Annotated in this window: 12 protein-coding genes; 4 read left to right on the top strand and 8 right to left on the bottom strand. The window is 63.0% G+C overall.

Translation table 11 applies throughout. The features are described from left to right. Nucleotides 1-47: 47 nt before the first annotated feature. The 3 genes from malA (at nucleotide 48) to ACK3SC_RS09570 (ending at nucleotide 4960) form a co-directional block, all read left to right on the top strand. A complete protein-coding gene (malA, locus tag ACK3SC_RS09580; protein WP_416839890.1) occupies nucleotides 48-2066 on the top strand; it encodes an alpha-amylase MalA in 2019 nt (672 codons plus the stop codon). 45 nt (nucleotides 2067-2111) lie between these two features. After that, complete coding sequence (gene gghA / locus ACK3SC_RS09575; protein WP_416839889.1) at nucleotides 2112-4541, top strand: glucosylglycerol hydrolase; 2430 nt, start codon at nucleotides 2112-2114, stop codon at nucleotides 4539-4541. 197 nt (nucleotides 4542-4738) lie between these two features. Further along, nucleotides 4739-4960, top strand: coding sequence for a hypothetical protein (locus ACK3SC_RS09570; RefSeq protein WP_416839888.1), 222 nt, complete (start codon nucleotides 4739-4741; stop codon nucleotides 4958-4960). Nucleotides 4961-4981: 21 nt separating this feature from the next. Here the strand turns inward: ACK3SC_RS09570 and ACK3SC_RS09565 are convergent, their stop codons facing one another. From ACK3SC_RS09565 to ACK3SC_RS09535, 7 genes are all read right to left on the bottom strand, one after another. Then, nucleotides 4982-5128 (bottom strand): hypothetical protein, encoded by a 147-nt coding sequence (locus ACK3SC_RS09565; protein WP_416839887.1) that lies wholly within the window; start codon nucleotides 5126-5128, stop codon nucleotides 4982-4984. 29 nt (nucleotides 5129-5157) lie between these two features. After that, a complete protein-coding gene (locus ACK3SC_RS09560; RefSeq protein WP_416839886.1) occupies nucleotides 5158-5712 on the bottom strand; it encodes a fasciclin domain-containing protein in 555 nt (184 codons plus the stop codon). An 83-nt stretch (nucleotides 5713-5795) separates the two neighbouring features. Then, nucleotides 5796-8063 carry an ArnT family glycosyltransferase gene (locus ACK3SC_RS09555; RefSeq protein WP_416839885.1) on the bottom strand — a complete coding sequence of 756 codons (2268 nt, stop codon included), beginning with the start codon at nucleotides 8061-8063 and terminating at the stop codon, nucleotides 5796-5798. A 2-nt stretch (nucleotides 8064-8065) separates the two neighbouring features. After that, entirely contained in the window at nucleotides 8066-9223 is a 1158-nt protein-coding gene (locus tag ACK3SC_RS09550) for an ABC transporter ATP-binding protein (RefSeq protein WP_416839884.1), read from the bottom strand. Continuing rightward, the gene (locus ACK3SC_RS09545; protein ID WP_416839883.1) at nucleotides 9213-10808 is read right to left on the bottom strand and encodes an ABC transporter permease; all 1596 of its coding nucleotides are present in this window, start codon (nucleotides 10806-10808) and stop codon (nucleotides 9213-9215) included. Before ACK3SC_RS09545 ends, ACK3SC_RS09550 begins: the two co-directional genes overlap by 11 nt. A gap of 12 nt (nucleotides 10809-10820) precedes the next feature. Beyond that, entirely contained in the window at nucleotides 10821-11990 is a 1170-nt protein-coding gene (locus tag ACK3SC_RS09540) for an iron ABC transporter substrate-binding protein (RefSeq protein ID WP_416839882.1), read from the bottom strand. 77 nt (nucleotides 11991-12067) lie between these two features. Then, nucleotides 12068-13225, bottom strand: coding sequence for an alpha-1 4-glucan-protein synthase (locus ACK3SC_RS09535; protein ID WP_416839881.1), 1158 nt, complete (start codon nucleotides 13223-13225; stop codon nucleotides 12068-12070). A 159-nt stretch (nucleotides 13226-13384) separates the two neighbouring features. Here ACK3SC_RS09535 and ACK3SC_RS09530 point away from each other — a divergent pair, with 159 nt between their 5' ends. Next, nucleotides 13385-13945 (top strand): hypothetical protein, encoded by a 561-nt coding sequence (locus ACK3SC_RS09530; protein WP_416839880.1) that lies wholly within the window; start codon nucleotides 13385-13387, stop codon nucleotides 13943-13945. A gap of 11 nt (nucleotides 13946-13956) precedes the next feature. Here ACK3SC_RS09530 and ACK3SC_RS09525 read toward each other — a convergent pair whose 3' ends face one another. After that, the gene (locus ACK3SC_RS09525) at nucleotides 13957-16296 is read right to left on the bottom strand and encodes a DEAD/DEAH box helicase (protein ID WP_416839879.1); all 2340 of its coding nucleotides are present in this window, start codon (nucleotides 16294-16296) and stop codon (nucleotides 13957-13959) included. Nucleotides 16297-16387 lie beyond the last annotated feature (91 nt).

The raw sequence follows: 16387 nt of genomic DNA, 5'->3' as shown, positions 1-16387 counted from the left end.
TTCTCACGGGAGTAAATACAAAGTCACGGGGTACGTTCAGTGTACATATGCATCATCCAGGCCCACCGCAGTTCATGGCTGTCGGTGAATCGGTACAACTCGCGCCGCGCGACCCCGAACCCGACGACACCTACACGTGGCGTGTCCACACTGCTCCCGACGCGAGTAGTCTCGAACTCCCGACCGACCAATCTGTCGTCCAGTTCGACCCCGACGTCGCCGGAAGGTACGTACTCGAACTCGACGCACCCGACGGGACTCACACGCTGACGGTCCGCGTGTTCCCCGGCGCGTACCTCCCGGCAGGCTCCGTCCGAAGCGGGTCTAGCGGCATGAGCGGAATGAGCGGCTACAGCGGACAGAGCGGTTCTGCTCGTCCGATGCAGTTCAGCGGCGGCGCATCCGGGTCGGGAAGTGGCGCAGGTGAGGCCCAGCGCGGCGAGGGTGGTCGCCCGCGCATTCGTCTCGACGCCACCGTCGAAGCCGACACTGTCGTCGTTCGTGCAGACCCACACCCCAACCCGAACAGTGAGACCGACCGCGACGACCTGGTCGTCGAGTTCCTCGTTGACGACCGTGACGACGTCGACGAGTCGGCCGTCGAAACCGAGGGCTGGGAACTTCGCGTCCCGCTTTCGGCTATCGGTGACCGCCTCCGTGTCCACGCCGTTGCTATCGACGAGACGTACAGTGTTCCCGACTCCGTCGTCGTCGAGCGCAATGCCATCACCGACGGTGGGCTCGCAGAACCCGAAACCGACGTGACCGGCCACACAGACGGCTCCGGGTCGGCAGTCTCCGTCTCGCGCCCGAACGACCCGCCGGCGTGGGCCCAGGAGGTGACGCTCTACGAGATTTACGTTCGTGGCTACGCCTCTGACGACGACGACGCAGAGACCACGTTCGAAGCGCTCGAAAAACGACTGGACTACCTCGAATCGCTCGGCGTCGACTGTCTGTGGCTGACGCCCGTCCTGCAGAACGACCACGCGCCGCACGGCTACAACATCGTTGACTTCTACGATATCGCGGAGGACCTCGGCACCCGAGACGACTACGAGCAGTTCGTCGAGGCCGCCCACGACCACGGCATGAGAGTCCTCTTCGACCTCGTTCTCAACCACTCCGCGCGCGAACACCCGTTCTTCAAAGACGCCTACAAGAATCCCGACTCGGAGTACTACGACTGGTACGAATGGCAAGACAACGGCGAACCGGGAACCTACTTCGACTGGGAGTTCATCGCGAACTTCGACCACCGAAATCTCGACGTTCGACGCTACCTCCTCGATGCGGTCGACATGTGGGCGGACGTCGTCGACGGATTCCGCTGTGACATGGCGTGGGCCGTCCCCGACACGTTCTGGCAGGAGGTCCACGACCGCGTCAAATCGAAGGACTCAGAGTTCCTTCTGTTGGACGAGACCATCCCGTACATCGCCGACTTCCACGATGGCATGTTCGACATGCACTTCGATACGACGCTGTACTTCACGCTCCGGCAGGTCGGCCGGGGTGACGAACCCGCAGCGCGCATCCTCGACGCCATCGAACAACGGACTGAAGTCGGATTTCCCGACCACGCGGCGTTCATGCTCTATCTCGAAAATCACGACGAGACGCGCTACATCGTCGAGTGCGGCGAATCCGAGGCGATGGCCGCCGCAGGTGCGCTCTTTACGCTCCCCGGTGTGCCGATGGTCTACGGCGGTCAAGAGATTGGCCAGCGTGGACGCCGCGACGCGCTCGCCTGGAAACACGCTCGCGACGACATTCGCGACCACTACGAGCGCCTCATCGAGGTTCGAAACGAGACACCGGCACTCCGAAACGGCGGGAGCCAGTTCCGCCGAATCGACTACGAGGCAGACTCCGACCGCGTCGTCGCGTTCGTCCGTGAACACGAAGACGGGTCGTATCTCTGCGCGCTGAACTTCGGTGACGACCCTGTCACGGTCGACGTTGGTGACCTCGCCGTCGATTCGACGAACGTCATCTCCGGCGACTCAGTCGCTGCCGAGGGCGGCATCCGCGTCGACGACGTGGTCATCTGCCCACTCGCGTAAGCACCACTCGACTACCCGCTCCCTTCCGTTCGACTCCACCCCACGATGAGCACGAAATATGGCACCCCGACACTCCTGACCGACCGCACCGACGACCTCGTCTCGTGGCACGAGACGGTCGTTTCGAACCACGGCGACACCTTCGAGGCCGCGAAAGAACTGTCAGAACGACTCGGCGCACACGTCTCCCCGGAGGGCGATGCCGTCGAATTTGGCTTCTGGACACCCGAACTCGTCGACGACGAGATTCCTGCAGACGCTGTCGAACTCGAACTGCTGACGCCGCTCGCTGACACCGACCCTGCCGAAACCGACCACCGTGAGGTCACGTTCCAGCGCGACCGAATCCCGACGAAACGCGTCGGTGAGTATCACTGGGCGGTTGTCGAGGGCGTCCGCGCGGGTACGCGAGACACGCTCGGGTCGCTCTACCAACTCGTCTACGAGGACGACGACGGCGACGAACACACGATTCAGGACCCTGTCTCGTACTCGGTCCCGTTCGGCGCGTTCGCGCCTGCAGAAGTGTACGACGTTGGCGTCCTCGACGAGACGCGCGCCGACCGCGAGTACTTCGAAGCACTCGGAACCGACGAGGAGCGAGTCTCGACGACCGACGACGATGGCCTGCCGCGAATCGACCCCGCGACGAGTATGCTGGAGATTCATCCCGGCACTGCGACAGAACGCGGGTCACTCGCTGGACTCGCCGAACGCTACGAAGACATCGCGGCGAAACAGCGGGTCGACGAACCGCTCGAACCGTGGGAACGCGCCTTCGCTGGCTACGACGGCATTCAGGTGATGCCCGTCGAACCGCTGACCGAGAACGAGGAGGAACACGACTTCTGGTCGGTCGAATTCGAGGCCGGAGACAGCGTAACCGTCGAAGTCGCTCGCCCGGAGATGATTAACTGGGGTTACGACATCGTCGTGAGCGCCTTCTCCGCGCCGAACCCGGCCATCCTCGAAACCGGCCGCCCCGACGAACTCGTGGACTTCATCGCCGCCTGCCACGACCTGCCGCGACCCATCAAAGTCGTCTTCGACGTGGCACTCGGCCACGCCGACGATCGCGGCGCTGAACTCCTCAACGACCGCTACATCCTCGGCCCGGGGATGTACGGCAAACACCTCGATTACACCGAACCGACTGCACGCGCTATCTTCCTCGAAATGCAGCGCCGCAAGATGGACTTCGGTGCCGACGGCATCCGCGTCGACGGTGCACAGGACTTCACGTCGTACGACGAGGAATCCGGAGAGATGTACCACGACGACGACTTCCTCGCTGAGATGGACCGCGTGACGCAGGAAGTCGCCGGCACGGAGTACCGACCGTGGATGATTTACGAAGACGGTCGCCCGTGGCCGCGCGAAGACTGGGAACTCGCGTCGTCGTACCGGGCGCTCATCGAACAGCACCCGCACTCGTTCCAGTGGTCGCCTATCACCTTCGCGCACAACACGCCAGCGCTCCTCACGTTCTGGGCGACGAAGTGGTGGCGCGCCCGCGAAGTCGGCGAGTTCGGTGGCAACTGGTTGACGGGCGTCGCCAACCACGACACCGTCCGCCGAGGAACGCAAATCGACCCGACGGTGGAGTTCAATCAGTCACCGGTGAACCCCTACCTCGGCGACGACTACCCGGAGACGCTGGACGAAGCCTACGACAACGCCGCGTCGTCGATGCTGTTCCACTGCTTCTTGCCGGGTGTTCCGATGGACTTCGTCCACGCCAACATGCGTGCGCCGTGGGGCTTCATTCGGGACACCGACCCGACGTGGAACGTCAAAGTGGTCTCCGACGAGTCGAAGTTCCTCTACTGGCAGGTGCGCGACGAGGACTTCGAAGATGACCGGTTCTTCGATCGCGTGAAGGAGCTCGGATTCGACTCGCGAGAAGAACTGCTGACGTTCATGAACGCGCTCTCGTCGACAGTCGGCGCGACCGACTACGACCTCGACGTGATGGCGGAGATGCTCTCTGCGATGGAGCAACCGCTCGGTGACGACCTGTCTGCTGCGGACCTCGAAGCCTACGGCTACGCGTGGATGCGCGACGTCCACGAGTTCGCCAACCTGAGTCACTGGCACGACGCACAGGACGACGAACGGTCTGCGTACAGACTGCAGACTCGGGAGTTCCGTCACGACCGACCGTGGTTGCTCGCTGACCTCGACGCGGACGACGACTACTTCACCTATCGACATCCGACCGACGGGACGGTCCTCTACTACGGGTTCCGTACCTCTCCAGACGGAACAGAGCAGTTGCTGTTCGCCGCAAACATGGAGGGCGTCCCGGTCGGAATCTCGCCCGACTATCTCGCCGCGGACGCCGCCGAAGACGAGAACGCACCCGACATCCCCACCGACGGGTGGGAACCGGCGCTCGTCGCGCCCGGTGTCGCGGAATCGACCGAGGTCGAACTCGACAACGGACAGGCCATCGTCTGGCGACGCGAACCGTAGGCACTCGCTCCTCCACCGCTCCAAATCACCGGTCTCTCATTTTGCCGTCTCTCGCTGCTACATCGTAGGTGGTCGTGGCCCCGCTCTGGCATATAAAAGTACGGCCGTCTCTCATTCCTCCCGTGTCGAAGACCGTCTTTTCAGACCGGCTACACCTCCGCCAAAACACGTATCATCACGTCTCGTGACCTGCCGACATGGTTCAGCCAAAGACGAGGAAGACCGTCGCGTGGGTGCTCCTCATTCTGGGGGTGATTGGGTGGGTTTCTACCAGTGGACACCTACCCAGTGGTACGGCGATGGCCGCCCAGCAGTCGCTCCGTGCCCAGAGTGACTTCGAAGCAGTGGTCAGACTGACCTCACTCGGGTTCGTGCTGGTCGGGTGTGTTGGTGTGGTCTCCGATGTGGTCAGCCAGTAAGGCGGTCCCACGTTTCATCGGTCACTCGTCTCGCTCCGACTGAATCCTGACCAGCACCGGAATCGTGGAAACCGGACTCGACGGCACAACGAGAAACAGCAACTCGGCGACGACGATGGCGACGACGAGGCCGACGAGTCGCGATGCTTCTCGCGTTCGACTGACCAAAAAGCAGGGATGTGGAGGTTCGGGTGCGACTACGGCAGCAACACGCCGTTGATGGCGTGGATGACGCCGTTCGACGCCATGATGTCCGTGATGACGATAGTCGCTTGCCCATCGTTCAGTTCGCCCCCGTCAACGGCGATTTTCGCGCCGTTCAGCGTTGGCAGTTTCGGCACCGGCAGGACGGACTTCGCCTTGCGCCGACCGGGGACGACGTGGTAGAGGAGGATGTTCGTCACGTCATCGAGGGTCAAGCCAGCGGGCAGGTTTCCGCTCTCAATAGCGTCGAGGATATCGTGTTCGCTCAGGTGTGCCCCGGCCAGTTCGCTGAAGAGGGCCACGAACGCATCGTCAGTCGGCGCGAACACTGTTAGCTGTCGGTTGCCGCTCAATGCGCCGTCGAGTCCGGCGGCGACGACTGCAGCGACGAGAATATCGAACCGGTCGTCACCTGACGCGATATCGACGATAGTCGGTCCATCGCGTGGCGGTTTCGCGCTCGCCACACCGATACCGCCTGCTGCGAGGAACAGACCTGCGCTTCCAACTGTCTTGAGGACCGTCCGTCGGTCGGGATTGTACGTCATTACGACCTGATGGACGCTATCTCACTGTATATCGGCGATACCTGACTAGTTAGGAACACGCCAAAATCAGGGTTTACGAGGGCTCAAGCGGTGGTTGCATCTGTTTCCACCGCCACTCCCGGCAGATAGTCGCCGTCGGGACCGACCCACTCGCCTTCGGTTCCGCAGTCGGTCGTCAGTCGGCACACGCGAGTCTCTGGCGGCCAGATAACGCGAACCTCGTCGCCGGAGCGCTCGACAGCGACGGTCTGCCGGTAGGTTACTGTCTCGCCATAGTCGCCGACGTAGGTGACGATGAGGTCGACCTCACTTGCACCCGACGGAACCGACAGGTGCTCGGGCCCTGCGGCCTGCGGCAGGTTCGTCACTGAAACCCCGTCTGCCGAAATCGACCAGTCGATTACGAGTTCGTCCTCGATTGGCGCGTCGTAGCGGGCGTATCCAGACTCGGTTTCGACGCGGACAGAGACCGTGTTACTCCCCGCTGGCCGACCGAGCGTCGTCGTCGCATCGACCCGGTCGCCGGACAACACGTCGAGACGGGTCAGTTCCGGTTCGACTGGGTCGACTGCGCCGGTCCACCGACCTTGATAGGTAAACCGATACGGGGTCCGATTCGTCGCGTCGAGGACGGTGAAGTCCTGTTCTGCTCCGTCGTCGATGGCGTAGACGACTGGCCCGTCGAATCCGGGGTCGTTTCGCATGGTCTGGAACGGGTGGGCCGACCAGTCGCCGTAGGGGTCTGGGTGGAAGACGAGCGCCTTCGAGGAGTCACCGCTGGCACCCGGAATCGACAGTGTGAGCGGTGGGTCTTCGAACCCTGCGTCGATGAGCGGTTCGTACGTCGCCGCCAAGTTCTCAGTTCGGAGGTGGTTTTCGTCGTAGGGATCGGCGGCAGCGTCGAGGGTGATACCGCCGGCAACGAGCGCGGAGACGAGCAAGACCGAAAAGACGACGCCACGGGCCTCCGAGGCGGAGAACCGGCCGTGAGCGAAACGTCGCAGTAACCGGGTAACGCCGACGATTCCGGCCGCCCCGAAGATGACGAGTGGGACGAGTGCGTCGAAGTGGTAGAACGGGCCGAGGAGGTTGATGAGGCCGTTTCGGAGGCCGTTGTGCGTCCCCCAGAAGAAGGCGTTGCCGGCGAATACGGAGACGAAGAGGCCGACGAAGATGGCCGCCAGCGCGTCGTCGGAGAGTTCTGCGGACGCTCGCCCACGGGCGCCGAGGCCGTGGTATCGACGTCTGTCGCGTCCGCGGAGACCCCGACCGGTCTTGAAGCGCACCCATCGCAGACCTGTGAGTCCGAGGCCAACCGCGGCGGCGACGGTGCCAGCCCACCCCATCGGCCCCCATCGCGTCAGGAGCAATCTGAGTGCGTCGAGTGTCGTCGCCACCCCAATCGCCGGTGTGAAGACGATGCCGTAGCCGAGTATCTCCCGTCGCCCGAATCCGATGCCGTCCTCCGGGGCGAAGGCGATGTACGGGAACGTGAGCGGGTCGCCGGTGACGACGGCGTTGTACGCGAGCGTCAGGCCGACGAACGCGAGTCCGGGGAGCGCAATCGCGACGTACCGACGGAAGACGGGCCATCCGGTCCCGGCACGCCACGCGTTCGTGAGTGCCCACAGCGAATGGCCGATGAAGGGAAGGGCGAACAACACGGCCGTGTAGGGGCGGGCGAAGAACGCGATACCGACGAACGCGCCAGCGACGACGGCGTACCCCGACGAATCACGTCGTGCTGCCCGAACGTAACAGACGGCGAACGCGAGGTTGAACATCGTCGCGGGAGCGTACGCGAGAAAGGCCCCAGACGTGAAGACGAACAGCGGCGACAGACCGAGAAGCCCCGCCGCAATCGCGCCAGTCTGCCGGTCGAACACGTCTGCAGTGAGCGTGTAAACGAGCCCTGCGTTCGCAGCGGCGACAGCACCCAAGACGAGATTTGGAAGCCCCACTGCGAGGCCGAGTGCGAACAGCGCCGGGACGACGGGTGCGTACTTCGAGTACATCTGGACGTCGCCGGGCGCACTGGCCGTCTCTTCGACGACGAAGAACCACGGTCTGACGGCCTCTGAGAGCGCACCGGGATACAGAAACAGTTTGCCCTCCAGAAGCATCGCGGCCTGTGTGAGATACACGCCTTCGTCGTCGTTGACGGAGTGGTACGGAAAGAGGTCGACTGCGACCCACGTCACGACGAGGCCGACGAGCAGTGAGACGACGAGCGCAACTGCGCGTCGTCGCGTTCGCTGCCGGTCGAAGTCGAGCGAGCTGGCGAGGTCGAAACTGAACGAGAAGTCGAAATCGAGGTCGATGTCGGAGAGTCGAGAGCCGCGCCGCCCCATTATCAGTCCGAGTAGAGTCCGGTTTCAGGGCGCTGTTCGCGCGGGAACCACGCGAGTTCGTGCCCAGCGTCGAGAGTCACCTCGACGCATCCGTCGGTCGGTACCGTCTCGTCGTGGTTGTGCATACACAACAGGGTGTCGCCGCCGTAGAGTTCGACTTCGTAGAGGATGGTCGGGCCGAGATACCGCTTGCCGATGACGTTTCCGTGTCCACTGGTCCCGTCCTGACAGGCGTGGGCGGACACGTCGTCGGGGCGGACGAGGATGTCGATGTCGGTCTCGTCGTACTCGGGCGCGAGTCCGTGAATCTGTTCGCGGGATACCGGTCCGAGTTCGGTCTCGACGACCTCTCCCGAGATGCGGCCGGGAAGGAATCCAGCGTAGCCGAGGAAGCCGGCGACGAACCGTGATTCTGGGTGCTGGAACACCTGTTCGGGTTCCCCAATCTGTTCGAGGTCACCATCGTTCATGACGGCGACGCGGTCCGAGATGGACATCGCTTCTTCCTGGTCGTGGGTGACCGAGACGGCGGTCACACCCGCTTCTTTGAGGATTCGGCGGACCTCTTCGCGCATCTGGACGCGAAGGTCCACGTCGAGGTTCGAGAACGGTTCGTCGAGGAGCAGAATCGACGGTTCAGGTGCGAGTGACCGGGCGAGGGCGACTCGTTGTTGTTGGCCACCTGAGAGCTCGTCCGGATAGCTTTTGCCCTGGGTCTCGAGGCCGACGAGGTCGAGTAGTTCCTTCACGCGCGCGTCGCGTTCGGCTTTGTCGAGGTCCTTCAGGCCGAAGGCGATGTTCTCTGCGGCGGTGAGATGTGGGAACAGCGCGAACTCCTGGAAGACGACGCCGACGCCGCGTTCTTCGGGGGCGACGAACGAACCGTTGCCCGAGACGACGTTCCCGTTCAGTCGGACCTCGCCGCCGTCAGGGTGGTCGAGGCCGGCGATGAGACGGAGCGTCGTCGTCTTTCCACACCCAGAGGGGCCGAGCAGTGTGAGAATTTCACCGTCTTCGACGCGCAACGAGAGGTCGTCGATGACCGTCTCTGTCCCGTAGGCTTTCGAGACGCCGTCGAGTTCGAGGACGGAGTCAGTCTCGGACCGAGAGTTCGTGTGATTGGGCGAGCGTTCAGTGGTGGAAAGTGTACTATTTGACATCGTATCCCTCTTGGGTGATGATGACGAGCATCGACAGCCCGGAGACGAACAGCAGGATGAGCGCAGGCACCGCGGCCTGCCCGAAGTATCCTGCCGCGTAAGCCGTCCAGATGTGCGTTACGAGCGTTTTGAACCCAGACGGGCGCAGCAGCAGCGTCGCCGGCAGTTCCTTCATCGTGGTCAGGAAGACGAGCGCAGCACCGCCGAGAAGCCCGGGTGCGACGAGTGGAAGCGTCACGTGCCGGAACGCTCCGGATGGTGTCTCCCCGAGCGTTCGTGCCGCCTCCGGTAACGCAGGGTCGACGCGGAGGAACGACGCACGGAGCGACCCGACTGCCTGCGGGAGGAAGCGGATAACGTAGGCGAAGACGAGGAGATAGAGCGTCTGGTAGATGGGTGTCGCGTAGGAACTGCCGAAGAAGACGAGCGCGAGTCCGAGGACGACGCCCGGAACCGCATAGCCGACGTACGTCGCTCGCTCGAACACGGAACTCACTCGCGAGGGGTGGCGTGCAGCGAGATAGGCCACAGGGAGTCCGGCGACGGTTGCCGCGCCGGCAGTGGCCGCCGCGACGAGCACGGAGTTGAGCGCGTACTCTGGCTGGAACGAGAGCGACTGACTCGTCTCCGCGACGCCCTGTGCGAACCACGTGAGCAGGATGCCCAGCGGAACGACGAGCGCGACGGTGGCGACGAGGGCAGCGAATCCAATTGCGGGGTATTTCCAGCGGCCGAGTTCCATCACGCTCCCCGACCGACCACCGGTCGTGGTTCGTTCGTCACCCCGAATCTGCGATTCGAGCGTGAGAATGAGGAGGGTCACGGCGACGAGCTGGAGCGACAACAACGTCGCAGTGTCGCGACCGAACGATCCGAACTCGACGTAGATGACGCGAGTGAACGCGTCGAACTTCATGATGGCGGGCGTCCCGAAGTCAGAGAGCGCGTAGAGCGCAGCGAGCAGACTCCCCGCCGCGATTGCCGGGCGAATCTGCGGGACGGTCACCCGCTTGAACGCCTCCCAGCGGGTGTGGTTCAGTGTCCGCGCGGCGTCGATGAGCGTGGTATCCATCGACTTCAGCGCGGCACGTGTGGTGATGAACACGTATGGGTACGTGTAGAGCGTCAACACCAAAACCGCTCCGGGAAGGCCGTAAATTTCCGGAAGTGAGTCGACACCGAGCGGCGCAAGCAGGCGCTGAAAGATGCCGCGCGGCCCGAACGCCGAGACGAACGCGAAGGCACCGATGTAGCTCGGAATGACGAGTGGGAGCGCGATGACGATGGTCCAAAAGCGCTTGAACGGGAGGTCGGTCCGAACCGTGATGTACGCCAGCGGCACGCCGAGAGCGATACACGCGGCGGTGACGAGAACGACGAGGACCGTACTGTTCAACAGCACCTCGACCGTCGTCGGTCGGGTGACGAGTGCGACTGCTTCTGCGAATCCGACTTCGAGTGCCGACTTGACGAGCCACAACAGCGGGACGATGACGGCGGCGGCGACAGCGGCGCTCGCGACGGTCAGTCCGAGTGGTGACTGCTCCTCGCCATCGCCAGTCTTCGTCTGCTGTTCTGTGGCCATCAGTGATTCACCCTAAAGCACGCCCACCTCACGCAAGAGTCGCACGGTTCCTTCGAGGTCGGACAGTTGCGTCAGGTCCAGCCCTTCTGGTGGGTTGAGGTCGTCGATAGGCGGGAGTTCCCCGATTGGGTCGACGCCAGAGACGAGCGGGTATTCGAACGTCGTCCGCGCGAAGTAGTCCTGTGCCTCCGCAGAGAGCAGGTGACGAACGAAGTTTGCACCGAGCTCCGAATCGTTCGCCGTGTCGAGGACGAGCGCGCCAGCGACGTTGAAGATAGAGCCAGCGTCGCCCGAGGTGAACGCGGTCGCGAGCGGGGCGTTTGGCCGTCCGGCGAGGATGCGCTGGATGTAGTAGTGGTTCGCGAATCCTGCACCGATTTCGCCGTCCGCGACGGCCTGTGCGACGAGGAATTCGTCGTTGTACTCGCTGACACCGAGGTCCTGCATGCCTTGAAGCCACTCTCTCGTGGCCTCCTCGCCTTCGAGGACGCGCATCGCGGTGATGAACGCCTGGAACGACGAGTAGGTGGGTGCCCACCCTATGTTGTCACGGAACGCTTCGGTCTCGGGGAACGCCATGATGTCGGTTGGGATGTCGGAGTCGGCGAACTGGTCGGTGTTGAACGGGATGGTTCGCGCGCGACCTGACGTTCCGGTCCACTGGCCGTCGGGGTCGTGGAATTCGTCGCGTACGAGGTCTAACACGTCGGTCGGGAGCGTCTGCGTCCGGCCTTCGTCTTTCAGCGCGCCGAGCGCCCCGGCGTTGACGGAGAAGAACACGTCTGCGGGGCTGTTTTCGCCTTCGGTGAGTATCTGGTTGACGAGTTCGGCCGCCGAGTTGTATCGTGGGCGGACGGTGAAGTCGTCGTAGTACTCTTCGAAGAAAGAGATGAGTTCGCCGACGAGGGCTTCACCGCGTCCGGAGTAGAGTGTGAGTTCCCCAGAGAGGTCCGGCATCTCCGTAATCGAGACGCCGCCGGACAACTCACGGTCGCCAAATGGCGATCGTCCAGACCCGATTTGACCGACCGAATCGCCACCATCCGCGGTGTCGGTTTCGGTCTCCGTTTCGACGCCACCGAGCCCGGTACAACCGGCGAGAGAGCCGAGGCCGAGTGCCGTCGCCGTCGCGATGAACCGGCGACGACCGTGGCCGCGAGGCTCCCGGTCGTGGTCTTCCATATATAGATTTAGGCCGCCCTAAAACATTTATATCTACCGATTGGTTCCGACCCTCGAGAAAGCGGACAGAGAGCGTCTCAGTCGTCAGCAGGGACCGCCACACGGGGGGCCGCCAGTTGGTCCAGGCAGTCCAGCCACGACTGCATATGCTCGCCCACGTAGTTGAAGAACTCGCCGTTTCGATAGTCAGACCAGTCGCCATCGGCGAGTGTGTCTGCCATCGCTTCGAATGCGTCTGCGTACGAATCTGCATCGTCGCCGACGTCGTCCACGACTTCCCAGAGATGTTCGTTCAGTTCGAGGCCCGGAACCTCGTTGTTCAGGTCGTCGAACGTGGGTCGTGCGGCTTTGTTGTGCTCACAGAGGGGATAGCCAGTCAGGATATCCTTGCCGAGTACGTCGGCGGCGCGTTTGAGGAAGACGCCCGACCAGATGTCGTCGAATCGGCCGACGTCCCACTCGTTGTCGTCCATCGGCAACTGGTAGAACGCGGGGATGACTTCGCGTTTGAACGCGAGATTCATCGAGCAGACGGTGAGATACTGGCCGGGTTCGGCGACGAAGTCGCCGTCGAAATCGTCGAAGTCGGTTCGCGTCTGTGCCTGTCCCTCCAAATCACCGTCCATCAGAATGCGGACTGCGTCGAGGTCGGGGACGTTCGTCCAGAGGCCCTGCGACGCGACCACGTCACGGAGTTCGTGAGTGCCGGTTTCGACCGTCTCGTGCATCGCCGAGTAGGGGTAGCCGCGGGGGTACAGCCCGTGTTCGTCGGCGTTCTGATAGAGGACGTTCACCCACTGCTCGTCGCTCGACACAGATTCCACTTCGTCGGTCCGGTGGAGATTCTCCATGTGTCGGCCGAAGAAGTCCCACTCGTCGTGCGGGAGGGTGTCGTCGTCGATGAAGACGCCGTAGTCGTACTCGGGATGGGCCCACATGTACAGCAAGCCAAAACTCGTCTGGGCGTGACTCGCCGCCGGGACGAGATGAGAGAACTCCTCGATTCCTTCTGTTGCGTACCACTCTTCGCGTGCCGACTCGTCGAAAACTGCGCCAGCGACGCCTTCGTCGTCGAGCATCGCCGCCATCCCCTCGGTGTCGCAGAAGTCCTCCGTCACGAGGAGGACGAACAGCCGGTCGAGGTCGAATCCGTGTGCGCGGGCGTTGTCGAAGTACGACCGCATACACTCGTATTCGCGGATGGTGGGTACGACGACGCAGATGTCCGGTTCCATCGTCTGTATGGATTTAGGCGAGCCAAAAATACCTGTTGGTCCGCGACAGGACGGTTCAGACAGTCGATATCTTCGCAGCAATCGCTGTGCGACACCGTTTCACACACGCTCATTTGTGTCTCACACATGTATTTCTCTTCAGATGACTATCAGGTCGTGATGAATCGACGGAATTTCCTCCACAGTCTCGCACTCGGCGGCCTCGTCTCGGTCACGGGCTGTCTCGGACAGCTCTCTCCGACCGTCATCACACCGGTCGTCGAGTCGGACGATTTCGAGACACATCTCCACTTCGGCCCGCAGAACGACCCCATCGCAACCGCAACCTTCCGAACGCACGGGGGCGTCGCCACCGGCCAGACGCCGCTCCAACTCACGCTGTGGCACCGGAAGCAAACACGCGTCGAATCGATGTCCGTCTCTGTCACTGCCCTCTCAGACGACTCCGAGCGTCCGAGACCAATCGCACTCGGACTCGACGGCGACGTCTTCGGCCCATCGGCGACGTTCTCTCGGATGGCCGACGGCACGCCAATCGTCGAACTCGCTAACCTCGGTGACGCTGGCCGCGACAACGTCAACCTCGACCTCTGGTTCAGCCCCGACGACACGCCTCCGACGGAGTGTGCGGTCAGAGTCGTCGCGGAGGTCAGTGGAACTGGTGTCTTCGGAGGCCGGTACACGTGCCACGGCGGCACGGTGTTGTCGTTGCGTCAGTAAGCAGTCGTCAGTTACGATTCCGAACCCATCCCCGTCAACGACTCCAACAACGCCACTGCCGTCTCTTTGGCGAGTGGGTCGTTGGCGTTTCCGCACTGCGGCGACTGCACACACGACGGACAGCCGTCTTCGCAGTCGCAGTCGTCGATGAGTGCCGCAGTCTGCCGCATCAATCGCTCGACGATGTCGTAGCCAGCGCGGGTCAGCCCGACACCACCGGGGTGGCCATCGTAGATGAAGATGGTCGATTGCTCGGTGTGTGTGTGGTACGGTGTCGAGAGGCCACCGATGTCGCCACGGTCACACAGGAGGGTCAGCGGGAAGAGCGAAATCATCCCGTGCTCGGCAGCGTGAATGCCGCCGTTGAACCCGTAGTCGCCACCCATCTCACGCATCTCCGACTCCACGTCACCGGGCACGGTGAAGTAGAGCGCTTTCGTCCGCAACGTCGTCTCCGGCACGTCGAGCAGTTGTTGGCCGAGCGTCGTCCCGCGCTTTGGGTCGCGTCGCTCGAATCCGGTAATCTGCTTTCGCATCGTAATCTCTGCGAACCGAACCTCCACGTCTGACCGTGCTGACAACGGTTTCGAGAGAATGTCGCGTTCGACGGTGATGTGTTTGTCGTGGAGCACGCGCGTGTAGTAGTCTGCCCACGTGGGTTGCAGGCGTGCCACGTCGCGGTCTAAATCCAGGTCTGCGACTTCGTAGGTCTGGCCCTGATGGTGGTAGATTGCGCCGGGATGGGCGTCACGAAGTGCGTCGTCGAAGGCGAGTTTTGCGATTATCTCGTCGTTACGTGAGTCCATCAACCGTATCTCTCTGTCTGTAATCGTTCGGAGACTCATCGCGTGCTGGGGACTCCCGTCGCCGTCGTGAGTCCAGCGAACTCCGTGCTCGGTGTTCCGTCGGGCAAGCGTTCCATCGTCTTCCAGCGACGAGACGACGTTCGGGAACGACTCACCGAAGTACGCGTCGTCCGCCGTCGAGAGCCAGTTCTCTGCGGCCGCACAGGCGACGTGACTCGGCAAGAGGTGGTCGTTTTCCGGGTCGGAGACTGCCCGCTCTGGGTCGCCGTCGAAGAACTCCTCGGGGTGTTTCAGCAGGTACTGGTCGAGTTGGTCTTCACCACCGACGAGGACGACCAGCGCTGGTCTGTCTCCCCGACCCGCCCGCCCTGCTTGCTGCCACGCTGACATTCGAGTGCCCGGGTAGCCGTCGATGAGAACCACGTCGAGGCCGCCAACGTCGACACCGAGTTCGAGGGCGTTGGTGCTCCAGACGCCGCTGATGTCGCCATCGTGGAGCCCCGACTCTATCTCTCGGCGTCGGTCGTGCGTGAGGGCCGCCTGATACGCCGCAATCTCACCGGCGAGTCCGTGTTCACCGCGGTTTCGCAGGTCGCTCGCACTCTCGGACGCGTACCGTTCTGCGGCCTGTCGAGCACGGGTGAATGCGAGAGTCTGGTGGCCGCGTGCGACGAGGTCGACGAAGAGATTCTTCGTCTCGACGTGTGCCGACCGTCGCCGACCCGACCCGCCTGCGTCGGGGTTCTCGTACTCCGGCGGGTTCCACAGGAGCCAGTGTGTCTCGCCTGTCCCACTCGTATCTTCGTCCACGAGGGCGAACGAGTCCTCCCGTTCGCCTGTGATTCGGGCGGCGTGTTCGATGGGGTTTCCGATGGTCGCCGAACAGCAGATGAACTGTGGGTCGGACCCGAATCGCTCGCAGACGCGTTTGAGTCGGCGAAGGAGCAAGGCGACGTGACTGCCGAACACCCCGCGATAGCCGTGTACTTCGTCGATGACGACCGTCTCCAGCGACGAGAAGAACCACTCCCACAGGCGGTGTGCGTGCGGTAAGAGGGCGTAGTGAACCATATCGGGGTTCGACAGCAGGACCGTCGGCATTCGTTTTCTCACGTCGCGTTTTTCCGTCTTCGAGAGTCGCCCGGTGTACTGGTCGACCGAGACGCGACTGCCGAATCCCAGACCGTGTGCGAGCTCCGAGAGCGTGTCGAGTTGGTCTGCCACGAGGGCGTTCTGCGGGCCGAGATAGAGGGTTCGCCCACCGTGGTCCATCGCTCGTTCGAACGCCGGAACGGTGTACGCGAGGCTCTTTCCACTCGCGGTGCGCGTCGCGAGGACGACGTTCTTCCCGTCGCGAACCGCGTCGACCGCCTCGGTTTGATGTCGATAGAGGCGGTCGATTCCACGGGCTTCGAGGGCCGACGCGAGTCGAGGTTCGAGGTCGATATCGGCGAACGCGGGGTCACGCGCGTCGAACCGGCGGTGAGACCGAATCTGGCCCTCGTAGTATGGCCGGTCTCGAAGCCATTCGATGATGTCGTCCACACGCCCACTGCGAACGTCGTCCTCCTAACGCTGTCGGCGCTTCCACTCCGCCGTTGGGGTCGTCACGTAGTTTTCTCCGCCGCGAAGTTTT

The sequence above is a fragment of the Haloferax sp. DFSO52 genome (assembly GCF_048158745.1).
In the GTDB taxonomy this organism is placed as follows: domain Archaea; phylum Halobacteriota; class Halobacteria; order Halobacteriales; family Haloferacaceae; genus Haloferax.
This window is presented reverse-complemented; position numbering and strand designations above follow the sequence as displayed.